Here is a 17,150-nt window from a genome sequence, read left to right as displayed (position 1 = left end):
TTTACCTCTCAATCAAATCATAAATCTTGGTGATGTTTGGCAATAAGGTCGTCACGAGTAACTTGTCTCCCACCTCAAGCATATCCTCTCCAGTAGGGAAGATTGTTTTTCCTTTTCGGATAATGGCTGCGATGAGAACACCTTTTTTTAATTTTAGATGCGAAAGTGGCTTGGCAGTCATTTTATTAGCTTCCTTGATATGGAATTGCAGGGTTTCAATTTGGCCATTTGCAAGATGGTGCATGGCTTGAAGGTCTGAGTATTGGGCGTTTACCCGACCACGGATAAAGTGCATAATGGTATCCACTGCGATGATTTTCGGCGTGATGATACTTGAAAAATCAGGCGCATGGATAATCTCTAGAAGACTAGTTCGGTTGACCTTGGTGATATTTTTCTGGACACCAACACGGTCAAGGAACATGGAGGTGATGATGTTTTCCTCGTCAACCCCAGTTAAGGTTGCGACCGCATCGTAGCTAGGAGCACTTTCTTCCAGTAAGATGTCCTTAGCAGTTCCATCTCCTTGTACGATATAGAGATTTGGGAATTTTTCACTAAAGAAACGAGCTCTTTCAGGATTGATCTCGATAACCTTGGTATCAATGCGACTGTCTTTTAAAATGCCAAGTAGATAATAAGCGATTTTTCCAGCTCCAACGATAAGCAAGCTTTTCACTGCACGCGATTTGAAATAGTTGTGGAAAAGCATCATATCCACACGATTCCCCGTAACAAAAATCCGATCCTTGTCCTGGATAGTAACATCACCACTTGGAATCATGAGTTGATGGTCTCTTTCCATAGCACAGACAATGATGTTGCCAAATTTTTTACGGAAGTCTGAGATTGGCATTTGACAGAGCCCGCTAGAATCTTTGATAACAAACTCCATCAGGCTGACCCGACCTCCAGCAAAACGCTCAACTGAGAGGGCATTAGGAAAATCGATGATATTTGAGATGGCACGGGCTGCTAGGAGTTCTGGATTAACGATAAGTGAAAATCCAAGAATATTTTTCTCCTTAAAATAGGCATTAGAGTATTCAGGATTTCGCACTCGAACGATGGTTTCTTTAGCGCCCATTTTTTTAGCAAGTACCGCTGAAATCATATTCACTTCATCGTATTCAGTTAGAGCGATAAAGATATCGCACTCTTGAACGCCAGCTTGCTCCAAGATGGCAAAGTCAGCACCATTTCCAAGGAGGCCCATGATATCAAAGCGACTGACAATATGGTTAAGTACAGCTTCATTTTGCTCGATGAGGACAACGTCATGGTTTTCCGCTACTAGTGAACGACAGAGGGCGAAACCAACTTTCCCTCCACCAACAAGGACAATTTTCATATAAAAAACCTACTTTTTCATGATGTAACTATCATACCCTTTTTTAGCAAAAAATGCACTTGCCAAGCCGATTTTTAAAGGAAGAAAGAACTTTTTCAAGTTTTTGAAGATACATTTGCTTAACTTCTATAACAACGACTCTGATTTGAAGTGATTTTACTATCCCTTTTCAGAAATGGAATGACCAAACATGAAAATATCATCAAAAAAGTAAAAAAATCAAGTCGTTTCTATTGACATTGATTCTGAAAGTGTTATACTAAGAAAGTAGTTTCGCTGATTTACTTCAAACCTGTTGTGAGGTAAGTTAACGATGCCTTAACCACGCTGTTTGCTGAGCTTGACTCCGGGCAGTGTGGCTATTTTTTTGCAATGATAAAAGGAAGCCCGTCATGACAAATCACATTGTATTATTTGAACCTCAGATTCCACAAAATACAGGTAACATTGCGCGTACTTGCGCTGCGACCAATTCTCCCCTCCACATCATCAAACCGATGGGCTTTCCTATTGATGACCGCAAAATGAAGCGGGCAGGTTTGGATTATTGGGATAAGTTAGAGATTCATTTTTACGACAGTTTAGAAGATTTCATGTCTCAGATGAAGGGAAAACTCTATCTGATTTCGAAATTTGCTGAGAAGGTATACTCTGAGGCAGATTTATCGACTGACGAAGACCATTATTTTCTATTCGGACGTGAAGACAAGGGCTTACCTGAGGACTTTATGAGAGAACATCCTGAGAAAGCTCTCCGTATTCCTATGAATGATGAACATGTCCGCAGTCTCAATGTTTCGAATACGGTCTGCATGATCGTCTACGAAGCGCTTCGTCAGCAGAATTTCGCAGGTTTGGAACTCGTTCACACCTATGAAGCAGATAAATTGAAATAATCAAAATGCTTGCACTTGCAAGCGTTTTTTGTTAAGATTAAAGGGTCTTCAGGGCTGGGTGCAATTCCCGACCGGCGGTGACTTTAATACTCTTCGAAAATCCAATTCAAACCACGTCAGCTTCGCCTTGCCGTACTCAAGTACAGCCCGCGGCTAGCTTCCTAGTTTGTTCTTTGATTTTCATTGAGTATCATTAGGAAAAAATTTTTCCTTTAAAACTTTGTTGACAAGTTTTGCCTAACTGGAAGTTATGCCTACAGCTTGTCGCCTAGTCTAAAAGAAAAATCTCTATTTCCTTCCCTTAAAGAAGTCCGCGAGCGCAAGCTGATGTGGTGCGATTCCACAACCGACAGTATAGTCTGGATGGGAGAAGACGAAAGAATGGCTTTGTCTGTTCTGATGAGTTTATAGAGAAGTTGCAACCGCTTGCTCAAAAGAGTGAGAGGGAACTTTTGAGATATAAAAAGTGAGAATAGATAGAGGAATCCTTTCCAACTTCTTCTGATTTTATAGAAAATTGGAGGAACCTGTTATGACAAACACACGTCGACTTTCGACCATTGCGATTTTATCAGCCATCTCATTTGTGCTGATGTACTTTGACTTTCCGCTCTTGCCAGCGGCGACCTTCCTCAAGATCGAGTTTAGTATCTTGCCAGTCCTTGTGGGCTTGGTAGTGATGGATTTACCTGCTGCTCTAGGGATTCTCTTGCTGCGATCCCTCTTGAAGCTGCTTCTCAATAGCCAGGGAGTGAATACTTACATTGGCTTGCCAATGAATGTCGTAGCTCTGGGAGTTTTTGTTATCGTCTTTGGTTTGATTTGGAAAAAGGAACGTAGCACCCTTCGTTTCCTACTAGCATCTCTAGCGGGAACTATTGGGTTGACTTCTGCCATGTTGGTTCTCAACTATGTCTATGCGGTTCCTTTGTACGCGCAGTTTGCCAACTTTGATATTAGAGAAATTATAGGACTTTCTAACTACTTGATGACCATGGTTTTACCTTTTAACCTGATTGAAGGTTTAATCTTTGCTGTTTCATTCTGGTTGTTATACGTCCTCTTGAAACCAACCTTAAAACATTATGAGAGATAAACAAACATTTTTAATGAAGGGCAGTTTTGCCCTTTTACTTTTCGTCCTTCTTGGCTATATGGTTAAGTTCTATCCTGAAACGCTGGCCGGTTTTGATCAACCGCTTCAGACTGCCCTTCGTGGGGACTTGCCAGATTATTTGACTGTTCTGTTCCGTGCCCTTACGCATTTGATTGATATCCCAGTGATTATCACCTGGGTTGCCATCGCAGCCGTTATCTTTTATCGTAAGCAGTGGAAGATAGAAAGCTACTTCATGGCGGGCAATCTAGCCTTAGCTGGTCTTTTAATCGTGACCTTTAAAAACATCTACCAGCGCCCACGGCCAGCTATTTTACACTTGGTAGAGGAGAAGGGATTTTCTTTTCCAAGTGGCCATTCTCTGGCTGTAACTTTGATGGTAGGGACCTTGATTGTCATTCTCAGTCAACGGATTAAAGATTCGGTTTGGAGAAAAATTGTGCAAATCGTCCTTGGGGTCTACCTAGTCAGTGTGCTGCTATCTCGGGTCTATCTGGGAGTCCACTACCCATCAGATGTTCTTGCCAGTTTCTGTGTGGGCTTGGGAGTCTTATTTATCGAATTTCCTTTCTATGACAAGCTTCGCTTCCAATGGCGATTTAAAGGCAAGCAGAAGTGAGTATCAAATTCCCTCGAGGAGAAAGAAATGAAAGTCAACATAAAAGATCTTCATCCGAGTCAACTATACTTATCAGAAAAGAAACTAGAAGGCATCCAGACACTTTATCAGTCGGCAGAAATAATCAATGTTGCTCCAATCAGTATTCTTGCGTTCGGAGATTACTTGTTAATTACAGATGGGCATCACAGGGCTTATCAGGCTTTATTGGCAGGTAGGAATACGATTTCTGCTGAGTGGGATAGAGATGGTGGCGATGAACTGTATCATCTCTATGCGCAAGCTTGCGAGGAAAGAAAGATTTACTCTGTCTTTGATTTAAAAGACCGTATCCTAGCTCAAGATGAGTATGAAGCAAAATGGTATAACTGGTGTGATGGTTTTAATCAAGCAGCAACTCTTTTATTGAAAAGGAAAGCAGATGAAACAGACCCTGCAAATAGGTGATGCATTGTGTCTTGTTCCTTTTTATACTGAAATTAGTCTAATCTAACTTGTTTTTTAACTAAAAATCTGATAAACTAAGTAGTAATTGAATAGGAATCCGCAAGACTAGTATCTCAGGGGAAGTATATCAGGGAGGAGAGCCGTGACTGCAAGCTCTCTATATGAAAGTTGGGTGAATTCACTTGCGCATGGATTTAGAAATGAAGGTCTGACTTGTCAGATGAAAACGGATGGTACCGCGTGTCAACGCTCCGAGTGGAGTTTTTGGCATGTGGTTTTCTTTTTATCTACGAGGGACTTGATGGAGGAATTATGTCAACTATTGAAGAACAATTAAAAGCGCTTCGCGAAGAAACGCTGGCTAGCTTGAAGCAGATTACTGCTGAAAATGAAAAAGAGATGCAGGACTTGCGTGTCTCTGTCCTTGGTAAAAAAGGGTCGCTTACTGAAATCCTCAAAGGGATGAAAGATGTCTCTGCTGAGATGCGTCCAATCATCGGGAAACACGTCAATGAAGCGCGTGATATCTTGACAGCAGCCTTTGAAGAAACGGCTAAGCTCTTGGAAGAAAAGAAAGTAGAAGCTCAACTAGCAAGTGAGAGCATCGATGTGACACTTCCAGGTCGCCCAGTTGCGACTGGTCACCGTCACGTTTTGACACAAACCAGTGAAGAAATCGAAGATATTTTCATCGGGATGGGGTACCAAGTCGTGGATGGTTTTGAAGTGGAGCAAGACTACTACAACTTTGAGCGCATGAACCTTCCGAAAGACCACCCAGCCCGTGATATGCAGGACACGTTCTACATCACAGAAGAAATCTTGCTCCGTACTCACACGTCTCCAGTTCAGGCGCGTGCTATGGATGCTCATGATTTTTCAAAAGGTCCTTTGAAAATGATCTCACCAGGGCGTGTGTTCCGTCGTGATACGGACGATGCGACCCACAGTCACCAATTCCATCAAATCGAAGGCTTGGTTGTTGGGAAAAATATCTCTATGGCAGACCTTCAAGGAACGCTTCAGTTAATCGTTCAAAAAATGTTTGGTGAAGAGCGTCAAATTCGTTTGCGTCCATCTTATTTCCCATTCACAGAGCCATCTGTTGAGGTGGATGTTTCCTGCTTCAAGTGTGGTGGAGAAGGCTGTAACGTATGTAAGAAAACAGGTTGGATCGAAATCATGGGTGCCGGTATGGTTCACCCACGTGTCCTTGAGATGAGTGGTATTGATGCGACAGTATACTCTGGTTTTGCCTTTGGTCTTGGACAAGAGCGTGTAGCTATGCTCCGTTACGGAATCAACGATATCCGTGGCTTCTACCAAGGGGATGTCCGTTTCTCAGAACAGTTTAAATAAGATTGAAACCTGAAACACAGTCCTAAACAGTCGCTCACATTTCATATAGTTAAAAAGAAACGACTGACTCGAAGAAAAAGAAAGGAATTGAAAAGGTCTTACTTGGTGGGATCTTACAATCAGAATTATGTTAGTATCTTATAAATGGTTAAAAGAGTTGGTGGACATTGATGTACCATCACAAGAGTTGGCTGAAAAAATGTCAACTACAGGGATCGAGGTCGAAGGTGTGGAATCACCTGCTGCTGGTCTCTCAAAAATTGTCGTCGGTGAGGTGCTTTCTTGCGAAGATGTACCAGAAACACACCTCCATGTTTGTCAGGTTAACGTTGGCGAAGAAGAAGCCCGCCAAATCGTTTGTGGTGCTCCGAATGTGCGTGCTGGTATCAAGGTCATGGTGGCTCTTCCAGGTGCTCGTATCGCTGACAACTACAAGATTAAAAAAGGAAAAATCCGTGGACTTGAGTCACTTGGGATGATCTGTTCACTTGGTGAATTGGGGATTTCTGACTCAGTTGTTCCGAAAGAATTCGCAGATGGTATCCAAATCTTGCCTCAAGATGCAGTTCCTGGGGACGAAGTCTTTTCTTACCTAGACTTGGATGATGAAATCATCGAACTTTCCATCACTCCAAACCGTGCGGACGCTCTTTCTATGCAGGGTGTGGCTCACGAAGTAGCAGCTATCTATGACAAGGCAGTTAACTTTAAAGAATTTGCTCTTTCAGAAACAGACCAAGCCGCTACAGATGCTCTTTCTGTCAACATTGACACAGATAAGGCGCCGTACTATGCGGCCCGTATCTTGGACAATGTAACCATTGCACCAAGTCCACAATGGTTGCAAAACCTCCTTATGAACGAAGGCATCCGTCCCATCAATAACGTAGTGGACGTGACAAACTACATCCTGCTCTACTTTGGTCAACCTATGCATGCCTTTGACTTGGATACCTTTGAAGGAAGCGAGATTCGTGTGCGTGAAGCGCGTGCTGGTGAAAAATTGGTGACCTTGGACAGTGAAGAACGTGACTTGGAAACAAATGACATAGTCATCACTGTCGCAGACAAGCCAGTAGCCCTTGCAGGTGTCATGGGTGGTCAAGCAACAGAAATCTCTGAAAATTCTAGTCGCGTTGTCCTTGAAGCTGCTGTTTTCAATGGCAAATCGATTCGTAAGACTAGCGGACGCCTCAACCTTCGTTCGGAATCATCTTCTCGCTTTGAAAAAGGCATCAATGTGGCAACTGTTAACGAAGCCCTTGATGCGGCGGCTAGCATGATTGCTAATCTTGCAGGTGCGACGGTGCGTAAGGGTATCGTTTCAGCAGGTGAGCTTGATACTTCTGATGTAGAAGTTTCTTCAACCCTTGCAGACGTCAACCGTGTCCTTGGTACAGAACTTTCATACACTGATGTGGAAGATGTATTCCGTCGTCTTGGATTTGGTCTTTCTGGAAATGAAGCTAGCTTTACAGTCAGCGTACCACGTCGTCGTTGGGATATCACCATCGAAGCTGACCTCTTTGAAGAAATCGCTCGTATCTATGGTTACGATCGTTTGCCAACTAGTCTTCCGAAAGATGACGGTACAGCTGGTGAATTGACTGCGACACAAAAACTTCGCCGTCAAGTTCGTACCATCGCTGAAGGAGCAGGTTTGACAGAAATCATCACCTACGCTCTAACAACGCCTGAAAAAGCGGTTGAGTTCACAGCTCAACCAAGCAAGCTGACAGAACTCATGTGGCCAATGACAGTGGACCGTTCTGTCCTCCGTCAAAATATGATTTCTGGTATCCTTGATACCGTTGCCTACAACGTAGCTCGTAAGAATAAAAACTTGGCACTTTACGAGATTGGAAAAGTCTTTGAACAAACAGGCAATCCAAAAGAAGATCTACCAAACGAAATCAACAGCTTTGCCTTTGCCTTGACAGGCTTGGTTGCTGAAAAAGACTTCCAAACAGCAGCAGTTCCAGTTGATTTCTTCTATGCTAAGGGAATCCTTGAAGCGCTTTTTGCTCGCTTGGGGCTTGAAGTGACTTATACAGCAACAGATGAAATTGCTAGTCTTCACCCAGGCCGTACAGCTGTGATTTCACACGGTGACCAAGTTCTTGGTTTCCTTGGCCAAGTGCATCCAGTCACTGCCAAGGCTTATGATATTCCAGAAACGTATGTAGCGGAGCTCAACCTTTCAGCCATCGAAGTTGCCCTTCAACCAGCTACTCCATTTGTGGAAATTACCAAATTCCCAGCGGTTAGTCGTGATATTGCTCTACTTCTCAAGGCAGAAGTCACTCACCAAGAAGTTGTAGATGCTATCCGAGCTGCAGGCGTGAAACGTTTGACAGATATCAAACTCTTTGACGTCTTCTCAGGCGAAAAATTGGGACTTGGTATGAAGTCAATGGCCTATAGCTTGACCTTCCAAAATCCAGAAGATAGCTTGACAGACGAAGAAGTCGCACGCTATATGGAAAAAATCCAAGCATCACTCGAAGAAAAAGTCAATGCAGAAGTGCGTTAACTCATCAATCCATCCTTCGGGGTGGATTTTTGCTTTTCAAAATGACAATTCAGGATCAAAAATGGACAATTGAGGAGTAAGAGCACCTGTATGCACTTTAATGGGCTATAATTGTTCTATCACTTGGGTACTCAAAATCCTTAGAGAGTTTAGTTTTTAAGGAAGGATGAACAAGATAAAAATGTACATAAATCCTTGTAAAGGCTATCAAAAAGGAGTATAATAAGTGCAACATATTTCGGAGGTGGAAAATGCTAGAAGTAAGAAATCTAGAGAAAAGTTTCGGTTCCAAGCAAGTCTTGTTTGGTGTCGATTTTCAGGCAAGTCCAGGACGAATTTTGGGACTGGTCGGGAAAAATGGTGCTGGGAAAACAACGATTTTCCACAGTATGTTGAAATTTTTGGACTATCAAGGAGAAATCAGTCTGGATGGGCAGGAGATTCGTCAGGAAACCTACGCTCGGATTGGCTATCTGCCTGAGGAACGCAGTCTTATGCCCAAGCTGACAGTCCTTGAGCAAGTTCGCTACTTGGCGACTCTAAAGGGCATGGATGCTAAGGAGGTCAAGGAAAAACTCCCTCAATGGATGGAGAAACTGGAAGTGAAAGGAAAGCTGACTGATAAAATCAAGAGCCTCTCCAAAGGGAATCAGCAGAAAATTCAGCTCATTATCACTCTGATCCATGAGCCAGACTTGATTATCTTGGATGAACCTTTTAGTGGTTTGGATCCAGTCAATACTGAGTTGCTCAAACAAGTCATCTTGAAAGAGAAAGAGCGCGGTGCAATCATTATCTTTTCTGACCATGTCATGACCAATGTCGAGGAGCTTTGCGATGATATCCTGATGATTCGTGATGGGCGTGTAGTCTTGCATGGACCTGTTCAGGATGTTCGCAATCAATACGGGAAAACACGTCTCTTTGTTTCAAGTGAACGAAGCAAGGAAGAACTGGAAAGTCTTCCTCATGTCAAACAGGTGAGCTTGACCAAGCAAGGCAGTTGGAAATTGATCCTCGATGATGAGAGTGCTGGAAGGGAACTCTTCCCAATCCTGACTCAAGGTCAATATATCGCGACCTTTGACCAACAGGCTCCAACAATCGATGAAATCTTTAAACTAGAATCAGGGGTGGAAGTATGAGAAATATGTGGGTTGTAATGAAGGAAACCTATCTTCGACATGTCAAGTCGTGGAGTTTCTTCTTTATGGTGATTTCGCCGTTCCTCTTTTTAGCCTTATCTGTAGGAATCGGCTATCTACAAAATTCTTCGATGGCTAAAAATAGCAAGGTAGCAGTAGTAACAACTGTGCCATCTGTGGAAGAAGGGCTCAAGGGTACCAATGGTATCAACTTTGATTATAAGGATGAAGCCAGTGCCCAAGCTGCTATCAAAGATGAGAAAATCAAGGGTTACCTAACCATTGATCAAGAGGACAGTGTCCTCAAGGCCGTCTATCACGGTGAAACTTCTCTTGAAACAGGTATCAAACTAGCAGTAACCAATAAGCTAAACGAACTGCAATACCAACTCAATCGTTCAGCAGCTAATTTGTCTCAAGAACAGGAAAAACGCCTGGCTCAGACTGTTGACTTTACTGAGAAGATTGACGAATCCAAAGAAAATAAAAAGATGGTCCAAACCATTGCGGCTGCGGGTCTCGGTTTCTTCCTTTATATGATCTTGATTACCTATGCTAGTGTCACTGCTCAGGAAGTGGCTAGTGAAAAAGGAACCAAAATCATGGAAGTGGTCTTCTCTAGTATTCGAGCTAGCCATTATTTCTACGCTCGCATGCTGGCTCTGCTTCTTGTGATTTTGACTCATATTGGCATTTACGTCGTGGGTGGGCTGGCTGCCATTCTGCTCTTTAAAGACCTACCAATCTTGGCCCAGTCTGGTATTTTAAACCATATAGGAGAGGCTTTCTCGCTTAATACCTTATTGTTTGTCTTGGTTAGCCTCTTTATGTACGTTGTTTTAGCAGCCTTCTTAGGATCTATGGTTTCTCGCCCTGAAGATGCCGGTAAGGCCTTGTCGCCTTTGATGATCTTGATTATAGCAGGATTTGTCGGTGTGACTTCTCTAGGTGTTGCAGGAGACAATTTGATTTTGAAAATTGGGTCTTATATTCCCTTTATTTCAACCTTCTTTATGCCATTTAGAGCCATTAATGGTTATGCAAGTGATTTAGAAGCTTGGATTTCCCTTGCCATAACGGTTGTTTTTGCAGTGACTGCAACAGCCTTTATCGGACGTATGTATGCCAGCCTAGTCCTTCAGACAGATGACTTAGGTCTATGGAAAAGCTTCAAACGTGCCTTGGCTTATAAATAGGAGAGCCTCGCGAAAGCGAGGTTTTTCTAGACTTTAAACGGGAAAATAGATAAAATTATTTTTTATATCTATTGACTTTTAGTAGTAAAATTTGGTATGATAGTAGACGGTATTGTTTACCCCATTTGTAAGACCCCGGAACCTTTCAAATACCCCGCGGACCGGAACATCCGCCCAGTAAACAAAAACGATATTCATATAGGAGAAATCATGAACAAAACTACATTCATGGCTAAACCAGGCCAAGTAGAACGCAAATGGTACGTTGTTGACGCAACTGATGTACCTCTTGGACGCCTTTCAGCAGTTGTTGCTAGCGTACTTCGCGGAAAAAACAAACCAACATTTACACCACACACTGATACAGGTGACTTCGTAATCGTTATCAATGCTGAAAAAGTTAAATTGACTGGTAAAAAAGCATCTGATAAGATCTATTACACTCACTCAAATCACCCAGGTGGATTGAAACAAATCTCTGCTGGTGAACTTCGTTCTAAAAATGCAGTACGTTTGATCGAAAAATCAGTTAAAGGTATGCTTCCACACAATACTCTTGGCCGCGCTCAAGGTATGAAATTGAAAGTATTCGTTGGAGCTGAGCACACTCACGCTGCACAACAACCAGAAGTTCTTGATATTTCAGGACTTATCTAAGGAAAGGAACAATAAAGTATGTCACAAGCACAATATGCAGGTACTGGACGTCGTAAAAACGCTGTTGCACGCGTTCGCCTTGTTCCAGGAACTGGTAAAATCACTGTTAACAAAAAAGATGTTGAAGAGTACATCCCACACGCTGACCTTCGTCTTGTAATCAACCAACCATTCGCAGTTACTTCAACTGTAGGTTCATACGACGTTTTCGTTAACGTTGTAGGTGGTGGATACGCTGGTCAATCAGGAGCTATCCGTCATGGTATCGCTCGTGCCCTTCTTCAAGTAGACCCAGACTTCCGCGATTCATTGAAACGCGCAGGACTTCTTACACGTGACTCACGTAAGGTTGAGCGTAAGAAACCAGGTCTTAAGAAAGCTCGTAAAGCATCACAATTCTCAAAACGTTAATCAATACGATTATATCAACGTTTCGAAGCACTCAAGAGTTTACCTCATGGGTGCTTTTTTTGTGTTTTTTGAAAAAGTTCACCTCAAAGTTTACCTTATTTTAACCTTATTGTTTTAGAGACTTTAAGGCAAATTCACCGACTGCCATAGGGACTACGTTAGAAGTATTGACATAAATCTGTGTTGTACCTGTGTCGCTATGTGTTAGAGCTTCGGAAATGGCTTCTAAGCTCATTCCAGCCTGTTTAGCGAGCGTTGCTCCCGTATGACGTAGTTTATGTGGTGTAGCGTGTGTAAGCTCTGGGTGTCGCTTTCTGATAGTTTGCATCTTATTATTAAGATAGTCAGAATGTAGGGGTTTATTGATATTCCCTCTGGTATCTATATAAGTGAAGATGAATTGTTCTGGATTACTGATGATACCAAACTTTGCTAGTTCATATTTTTGTTGTTTTTTCCATAAGGTTAGGAGTTGAAGCAAGTCACTAGAAATAGAAAAGATAGTTTTTTTATTTCCTTTGGTAGATTTTACTTGTCCGTATCTATCTAAAGCCTGAATTAACTGAATCTGAGATTTTGAAAAGTCGATATGTTTCCACTGGAGAGCATATGTTTCTGATTTTCTATCTCCAAGGAAAAAAGTGAGATAGAAAAGGACGTAATCTTTGAGTGATATTCTATCATTCTCTAAATCCTCTTTAAAGGCTGAGAACCATTCTTGGAGTTGCTCATGAGTTAAATATAAATCTTCATCACGTTTTGATTCTGCAAGTTGAATTTTTTTAACAGCCTTAATTCGTCTTAAAGTTTTTGCAACTCTATTTGCTTCAATATATTCAAGTTCTTCTGCCCAATCAAAAATAGAAATAACGTAACTTCGTAAAGTTTTGAAGTTGGCATATTCGTTGGCTTTTGCCGTCATCAAATTTAGAATAACCTGTTTATTTTGGTTTAAAAATTGAATCGTATAGTTGCCAAGAAGTGGTAGTATATGCTTTTCAAAACATGTTTTGGTATTAGCAATTGTTGACCTGCTTGGTGGCTTAGAAGTTGATGTAGTTTGTCCTGCTTTATAGGATTCCCACCAAATATTATTATAGAAGTCTGAGAAAAGAATATCTTCTTTTCCTAGTCCTGAAAACGCATTGTCTTCAATTTGGTTTAACTTCGTGAGTAAGTCTATCTCTGCTTGTCGTGCCTCCTTTCTTGTTTTGAATCGTTTATCGTAGTAGTTGTTACTGACGATTCCAAGTGGCATTCGAGCTTCTATTGGAATGTAGATTTTTAAACGATAAGTACCATTTTTTGTTTTAGTGATAGTCATGATATTCTCCTTGTGTATCGAACCAGAAAATATCATGACTATTATAAAACAAAAATCTTGATATTTCTAGTTATGTGAGTTTAGCCATTGGTCGATAGCGTCTTTATGGAATCGAATCGTTTTACCGATTTTGATTTTGGGTAGGCCTTTTACAATCCAAGAATCCAGTGTATTGTTTGATATACCTAAATAGTTACAAGCTTGTTGCTTGTTCAAATAGGGGCTATCGATACCGCTCTTGTCTAATTGCTCTCTGATTTCTTTATTTATAAGATTAGAGAGTAAAAGTTGAATTTGATGAATTTGCTCATCTGGTAAGATTACTTGCATAGCTTTTCCTCCATTATACTTCTATTGAAGTAGTGCTTGATATGACGTCACTAGTTTCATTCGGGGTATTCGTCAAAGAATTTTCTGATGAAGTTATTTTGCTTTTGTCTGTGCTATACCTTCGTGAATCTAAATACTTAGCAAAAAAGTAAGTTTTATCTACGATAAGCCTTAATAAGATCGGATTTTCTTCTCTCGCATATCTAACCAGATGATTAAACTCTGTGAAATTCTTCTTGTCTATCACATCAATGATGGCTGATAGAAAATCATCGTTGTTATTGTTTATGAGGAATTTGTCTAATTCAAATCCGCATCCTATTTCTATATCATCAATTTTGTATTGAGTCTTTTCAGGATTCTCCGCATGAACAAAGTAGTCATACATCCCCTTGGGAGACATAATGGGCTCTACATGAGCAGGCCCCTTTAATTTATCCTTGATGAGTTCAGATACTTGATTATAGCTTTTAAGCGAATCAAAGAAAAAGGCTCCATGCTTATGAGCTTTCTTAAGTTCCCCTGTTTTTCGATTGATATCTCTATCATGCCAAGGTGATAAGATAAAGGGGATATGAAAACCTTCAAGGATTTCCAAATAGTTTTCTGGGGCGCTCTCTCTGTAGAAAAGAAAAGCCCATTTATTAGAACGTTGTTCTTTTGCCATATTCAATATGTCTCGCTTTCAAATTGTATTTCTATCTATAAGGAGATTTAGAGGGGTGTCTTCGGAAGGTGGGACACGCTTTATTTGATATTTTTGTGATTATTGATTATTGGACTAACGGGGTCGTAGTAACCCGTTAGTCCGTAGACCAAAACAGAAGGGCGCTAGGTGGCGCTCACTTCGTGCGCCAAAGCGCCCTTCCAATCATTTGCGTCTTGTTCCGATAAAGTAGAAGTCCATGCCCTTTCTTTCAGGTCGTGAAAAATAATAGTCTGGATTGCGACTAGAAACTTCTTCACTGATGATTGTTTCCAAATCCTTTAAGATTTTAATGGCTTGTTGGGATTTGGGAACAGGAATAATCAAGGTTGCGCTTCCTTCTCTTATATCTACAACCACTTTCTGAATTGCTTTATTGAACTGTTTATTGACAGGACTGTATCTTTTTATATTCCCTTGCTCGCTTGTGCTTCCAGATTCTGAGTGTTCTCTTTGAATAAGAAAAAGGCGAAGTGAAAAGGTCTGTATGATGGACTTAAAGAGGTTAGATACTCTATCTTCTCTCTGTCGTATCTTAATTTCATAGCCAAATAATCCAAAGAATAAGAGAAGGGACAAGAAAGAGATAGATGAGCTGATAAAGTGAAGCAAGTGCAGGAAATCAAACAGAGATGTGAAATAAATACTGTTTTCCAAGGGATTCATTCCAAGCCTCAATAAGATTGAAATAAGCATAGATAGGATTCCTATTGTAAAAAGGGTGGTTGCTGGATGAATGGTTTTTTGAAAATTCGTTTTTATCATAGTCTATAAAATTCCTTTCGTAGTGTAATAGGTGGGGCAGAGGAGGGGGAGAACTTGATAAGGATGTTCGTTATCAATGATTTGAATTAAGCCAGTTCCTTTGCCGATTGGAATAACAATGCCTTCTGGGTCAAGGTCGGGAAACAAAAATTGTGTGGTCTTTTTATTAATGTTTCCAATTTGTATAAGAACGTTTAATTGTTCTCGAACAGAAACTGGTATGGTAGTATGATCAAAGCGTTGACTGACTAGAAGTAAATGAACTCGTGTGGAACGTCCCAGTAACGCGATTTGAGATAATAACGAGAAGAAGGAATCTTTTATGGTTTTGTTGACCCCTTCTGACAAGGCAAGAACTTCATCAATGACAATGCTTAGATGTTTAAAATCGTGCCTAGGATTTTCAAACAGGATGGCTTGCCTTTTATGGATGATGGTCAGACACTTGCTTAAGTTTTCATTGATTTCTGACACAAAGTCAGACTTAGAACGGTTTTCATGAGGGTGAATGACAGGGATTTGGTATTCTCTTGCCCAACGTGATGGGGTATCAAACTTAGGGTCAATGATAATCAAGTCAGAAAAGTTTCTGAGGACACTTAAAAGGTAGGTAAGGGCATAGCTTTTTCCACTACCTGAATTTCCCGCAATCGCAAGGGATGTTACCTTGTCATAGTTAATGGTTAGATTTTTCATAATAGGAATATTATTACACTTTAGATTTGAGGCAAATGTCTCAAGTTCTGGAATAACCAAGCGTTCCGAAATTCCGATTTTCCATGGGAAGAATAAGCCTCGCTGAACATGAATATCCTCTGTCTTTAATGCGATAAAGTAAGCAGAATTTTGCTTTAACAAAGTATATTGTGGATAGAGGGAGGCGTTTGCGATTAGAAAAATCTTTTGATACAAGTCATCATCGATGATAAAGCCACAAGGAAGCCGAGGGACAAAGATAAAGCCGTCTTCTCGGACGAGAATGTTAAAAGAGTTGGTGTAGGATGTTTCACCCTGTAATACAGAGCCCAAACCCATGTTCAAGCTCTGTAACAGGTATTGTTCCAACTCTCTTTGTGTGAGAGTTGAAACCATTAGTTCACCTCTTTCAATCCATCAGCTTTGAAGTAAACATTGTAGTTAACTTCGCATGCTACTAGATTTTCAAATGAAATTAGAGATAGGTAGTCTGGTAGTTCAGGTGCTTCTGTAAATTTTACTTGAAAAGGTGGAAGTCCTTTTTGACCAAACCAAGCCTTATATGCGATAATTTCATCGGTTGGTTTATTATCTTCATATTTTTGTTGGGGTTCGAGTTCGTCACTCAATAAGTAGATAGGTTCGGTAAGGTCAACGTATTGTTGGGCGATGTGGTTTGAGTAACCGCCTTTGCGGTGTTGTGGTTTAATTTTCATATGGATATACCTTTCTATAAGTAGATTTAAAAGTGAGAAGAGACAAGCTCGGTTTCATGTCATGAGCTGGACAGTCTTTATTTACTCTTCTAGTTTTTCCCTCAGAAGTTTGAGCGATTTTTCTAGCCTTCTTTTGACTGTTTTATCACTGAGGTGAACTTCTTCAGCTAATTGAGTAAAATTTTTATCTTCAAAGAAGTAACCAAAGATAATGATTTGTTCGATGTCGTCAAACTCGTCAATTGTCTGATAGACAATCTTGGTATCTTCTTCATAAATGAGTGACTCAAGAGGATTGGAGTGTCTGGAATTGTCAGGTAGAAAGTCAAGCATTTCTTTCCTCTTATAGATGAAATTGAGGCTGAGTTTTCCATGATACCTGTCTTTCCTCTCTGCGTTATCAAATGGTAATGATAAAAGATGGACAACTCTTTTCCAGTCGCCACGTTCAATCGCTTCCTTGATTTCTTTTTCTCTTCGGATAGCGACCTTGTCAGGTTTGGGTTGTTTTGAGTTCAGTTTTTTTGTCATAATTCTTTACCTTTCTTTTGGACAAAATAGTGAATGGACTCTTGCTCGGTTTAGTGTCATGAGCTGGACAGTTGTTCTTATTTATAAGGAGATTTTTTGGGAGTTTTCGGACTAAAAAGTGAAAAAAGTTCAGAAAAAACAAAAAATCCCCCACAGCACTTGTGGGGGAGGGAGGGTAGGATAAAGATTTGTAACGGAAATTTAACTTGACAGGATCTTGATTTTGGAGTATAATTCCCTTTAGGGAATGAACAATTGAAAATAAATTTTTATGAATGAATTGGTGTTTGAGGTGACAACCTCATTTAAAAAAGATTCGTGTACACGAATCTTAATTTATAAAATAAAAAT

18 protein-coding genes and 1 riboswitch are annotated in these 17,150 nt (G+C 40.7%); of the genes, 10 read left to right on the top strand and 8 right to left on the bottom strand.

Going from position 1 to position 17,150, the window contains the following annotated elements:
• Window position 1: 1 nt before the first annotated feature.
• Window positions 2-1,351 carry a Trk system potassium transporter TrkA gene (trkA, locus tag SORDD05_RS06440; RefSeq protein ID WP_061418132.1) on the bottom strand — a complete coding sequence of 450 codons (1,350 nt, stop codon included), beginning with the start codon at window positions 1,349-1,351 and terminating at the stop codon, window positions 2-4.
• A gap of 392 nt (window positions 1,352-1,743) precedes the next feature.
• Between trkA and SORDD05_RS06435 the strand changes: the two genes are divergently transcribed.
• The 10 genes from SORDD05_RS06435 to rpsI all read left to right on the top strand — a co-directional run bounded on the left by SORDD05_RS06435 (window position 1,744) and on the right by rpsI (window position 11,731).
• Window positions 1,744-2,247: a tRNA (cytidine(34)-2'-O)-methyltransferase gene (locus SORDD05_RS06435; RefSeq protein WP_000181363.1), complete on the top strand. Its 504-nt coding sequence runs from the start codon at window positions 1,744-1,746 to the stop codon at window positions 2,245-2,247.
• 40 nt (window positions 2,248-2,287) lie between these two features.
• Window positions 2,288-2,626, top strand: a riboswitch (FMN riboswitch).
• A 153-nt stretch (window positions 2,627-2,779) separates the two neighbouring features.
• The gene (locus SORDD05_RS06430; protein WP_061418129.1) at window positions 2,780-3,343 is read left to right on the top strand and encodes an ECF transporter S component; all 564 of its coding nucleotides are present in this window, start codon (window positions 2,780-2,782) and stop codon (window positions 3,341-3,343) included.
• On the top strand, window positions 3,333-3,983 hold the full coding sequence (locus tag SORDD05_RS06425; protein ID WP_061418126.1) for a phosphatase PAP2 family protein: 651 nt from the start codon (window positions 3,333-3,335) through the stop codon (window positions 3,981-3,983). The genes SORDD05_RS06430 and SORDD05_RS06425 overlap by 11 nt, the downstream gene beginning before the upstream one ends.
• Window positions 3,984-4,010: 27 nt before the next feature.
• Window positions 4,011-4,430 (top strand): hypothetical protein, encoded by a 420-nt coding sequence (locus tag SORDD05_RS06420; RefSeq protein ID WP_061418123.1) that lies wholly within the window; start codon window positions 4,011-4,013, stop codon window positions 4,428-4,430.
• A gap of 312 nt (window positions 4,431-4,742) precedes the next feature.
• On the top strand, window positions 4,743-5,789 hold the full coding sequence (pheS, locus tag SORDD05_RS06415) for a phenylalanine--tRNA ligase subunit alpha (protein WP_061418120.1): 1,047 nt from the start codon (window positions 4,743-4,745) through the stop codon (window positions 5,787-5,789).
• A 127-nt stretch (window positions 5,790-5,916) separates the two neighbouring features.
• Complete coding sequence (gene pheT, locus SORDD05_RS06410; RefSeq protein WP_061418115.1) at window positions 5,917-8,322, top strand: phenylalanine--tRNA ligase subunit beta; 2,406 nt, start codon at window positions 5,917-5,919, stop codon at window positions 8,320-8,322.
• A gap of 251 nt (window positions 8,323-8,573) precedes the next feature.
• Window positions 8,574-9,467, top strand: coding sequence for an ABC transporter ATP-binding protein (locus tag SORDD05_RS06405; protein WP_061418112.1), 894 nt, complete (start codon window positions 8,574-8,576; stop codon window positions 9,465-9,467).
• Entirely contained in the window at window positions 9,464-10,663 is a 1,200-nt protein-coding gene (locus SORDD05_RS06400) for an ABC transporter permease (RefSeq protein WP_061418108.1), read from the top strand. The genes SORDD05_RS06405 and SORDD05_RS06400 overlap by 4 nt, the downstream gene beginning before the upstream one ends.
• A gap of 210 nt (window positions 10,664-10,873) precedes the next feature.
• Complete coding sequence (gene rplM / locus SORDD05_RS06395) at window positions 10,874-11,320, top strand: 50S ribosomal protein L13 (protein ID WP_061418105.1); 447 nt, start codon at window positions 10,874-10,876, stop codon at window positions 11,318-11,320.
• Between the two features lie 18 nt (window positions 11,321-11,338).
• On the top strand, window positions 11,339-11,731 hold the full coding sequence (gene rpsI, locus SORDD05_RS06390; protein WP_000075973.1) for a 30S ribosomal protein S9: 393 nt from the start codon (window positions 11,339-11,341) through the stop codon (window positions 11,729-11,731).
• Window positions 11,732-11,837: 106 nt separating this feature from the next.
• On the opposite strand, the gene SORDD05_RS06385 is transcribed toward rpsI, so the two are convergent.
• The 7 genes from SORDD05_RS06385 to SORDD05_RS06355 all read right to left on the bottom strand — a co-directional run bounded on the left by SORDD05_RS06385 (window position 11,838) and on the right by SORDD05_RS06355 (window position 16,799).
• A complete protein-coding gene (locus SORDD05_RS06385) occupies window positions 11,838-13,055 on the bottom strand; it encodes a site-specific integrase (protein WP_061418102.1) in 1,218 nt (405 codons plus the stop codon).
• 66 nt (window positions 13,056-13,121) lie between these two features.
• Window positions 13,122-13,385, bottom strand: coding sequence for a helix-turn-helix domain-containing protein (locus SORDD05_RS06380; RefSeq protein WP_061418099.1), 264 nt, complete (start codon window positions 13,383-13,385; stop codon window positions 13,122-13,124).
• 13 nt (window positions 13,386-13,398) lie between these two features.
• The gene (locus SORDD05_RS06375) at window positions 13,399-14,052 is read right to left on the bottom strand and encodes a replication protein (protein ID WP_061418095.1); all 654 of its coding nucleotides are present in this window, start codon (window positions 14,050-14,052) and stop codon (window positions 13,399-13,401) included.
• Between the two features lie 204 nt (window positions 14,053-14,256).
• Window positions 14,257-14,757 carry a hypothetical protein gene (locus SORDD05_RS06370; RefSeq protein WP_231077322.1) on the bottom strand — a complete coding sequence of 167 codons (501 nt, stop codon included), beginning with the start codon at window positions 14,755-14,757 and terminating at the stop codon, window positions 14,257-14,259.
• 102 nt (window positions 14,758-14,859) lie between these two features.
• The gene (locus SORDD05_RS06365) at window positions 14,860-15,948 is read right to left on the bottom strand and encodes an ATP-binding protein (RefSeq protein ID WP_061418089.1); all 1,089 of its coding nucleotides are present in this window, start codon (window positions 15,946-15,948) and stop codon (window positions 14,860-14,862) included.
• A complete protein-coding gene (locus SORDD05_RS06360) occupies window positions 15,948-16,262 on the bottom strand; it encodes a hypothetical protein (protein ID WP_196757205.1) in 315 nt (104 codons plus the stop codon). The genes SORDD05_RS06365 and SORDD05_RS06360 overlap by 1 nt, the downstream gene beginning before the upstream one ends.
• A gap of 87 nt (window positions 16,263-16,349) precedes the next feature.
• A complete protein-coding gene (locus tag SORDD05_RS06355) occupies window positions 16,350-16,799 on the bottom strand; it encodes a sigma factor-like helix-turn-helix DNA-binding protein (RefSeq protein ID WP_061418084.1) in 450 nt (149 codons plus the stop codon).
• Window positions 16,800-17,150 lie beyond the last annotated feature (351 nt).

The sequence above is a fragment of the Streptococcus oralis genome (assembly GCF_001578705.1).
Taxonomy (GTDB): domain Bacteria; phylum Bacillota; class Bacilli; order Lactobacillales; family Streptococcaceae; genus Streptococcus; species Streptococcus oralis_J.
This window is presented reverse-complemented; position numbering and strand designations above follow the sequence as displayed.

Excerpts from the sequence above, each read along its gene's own strand:
- trkA (WP_061418132.1), bottom strand. The coding sequence starts at position 1,351 with ATGAAAATTGTCCTTGTTGGTGGAGGGAAAGTTGGTTTCGCCCTCTGT.
- SORDD05_RS06435 (WP_000181363.1), top strand. The coding sequence starts at position 1,744 with ATGACAAATCACATTGTATTATTTGAACCTCAGATTCCACAAAATACA.
- SORDD05_RS06430 (WP_061418129.1), top strand. The coding sequence starts at position 2,780 with ATGACAAACACACGTCGACTTTCGACCATTGCGATTTTATCAGCCATC.
- SORDD05_RS06425 (WP_061418126.1), top strand. The coding sequence starts at position 3,333 with ATGAGAGATAAACAAACATTTTTAATGAAGGGCAGTTTTGCCCTTTTA.
- SORDD05_RS06420 (WP_061418123.1), top strand. The coding sequence starts at position 4,011 with ATGAAAGTCAACATAAAAGATCTTCATCCGAGTCAACTATACTTATCA.
- pheS (WP_061418120.1), top strand. The coding sequence starts at position 4,743 with ATGTCAACTATTGAAGAACAATTAAAAGCGCTTCGCGAAGAAACGCTG.
- pheT (WP_061418115.1), top strand. The coding sequence starts at position 5,917 with ATGTTAGTATCTTATAAATGGTTAAAAGAGTTGGTGGACATTGATGTA.
- SORDD05_RS06405 (WP_061418112.1), top strand. The coding sequence starts at position 8,574 with ATGCTAGAAGTAAGAAATCTAGAGAAAAGTTTCGGTTCCAAGCAAGTC.
- SORDD05_RS06400 (WP_061418108.1), top strand. The coding sequence starts at position 9,464 with ATGAGAAATATGTGGGTTGTAATGAAGGAAACCTATCTTCGACATGTC.
- rplM (WP_061418105.1), top strand. The coding sequence starts at position 10,874 with ATGAACAAAACTACATTCATGGCTAAACCAGGCCAAGTAGAACGCAAA.
- rpsI (WP_000075973.1), top strand. The coding sequence starts at position 11,339 with ATGTCACAAGCACAATATGCAGGTACTGGACGTCGTAAAAACGCTGTT.
- SORDD05_RS06385 (WP_061418102.1), bottom strand. The coding sequence starts at position 13,055 with ATGACTATCACTAAAACAAAAAATGGTACTTATCGTTTAAAAATCTAC.
- SORDD05_RS06380 (WP_061418099.1), bottom strand. The coding sequence starts at position 13,385 with ATGCAAGTAATCTTACCAGATGAGCAAATTCATCAAATTCAACTTTTA.
- SORDD05_RS06375 (WP_061418095.1), bottom strand. The coding sequence starts at position 14,052 with ATGGCAAAAGAACAACGTTCTAATAAATGGGCTTTTCTTTTCTACAGA.
- SORDD05_RS06370 (WP_231077322.1), bottom strand. The coding sequence starts at position 14,757 with ATGAATCCCTTGGAAAACAGTATTTATTTCACATCTCTGTTTGATTTC.
- SORDD05_RS06365 (WP_061418089.1), bottom strand. The coding sequence starts at position 15,948 with ATGGTTTCAACTCTCACACAAAGAGAGTTGGAACAATACCTGTTACAG.
- SORDD05_RS06355 (WP_061418084.1), bottom strand. The coding sequence starts at position 16,799 with ATGACAAAAAAACTGAACTCAAAACAACCCAAACCTGACAAGGTCGCT.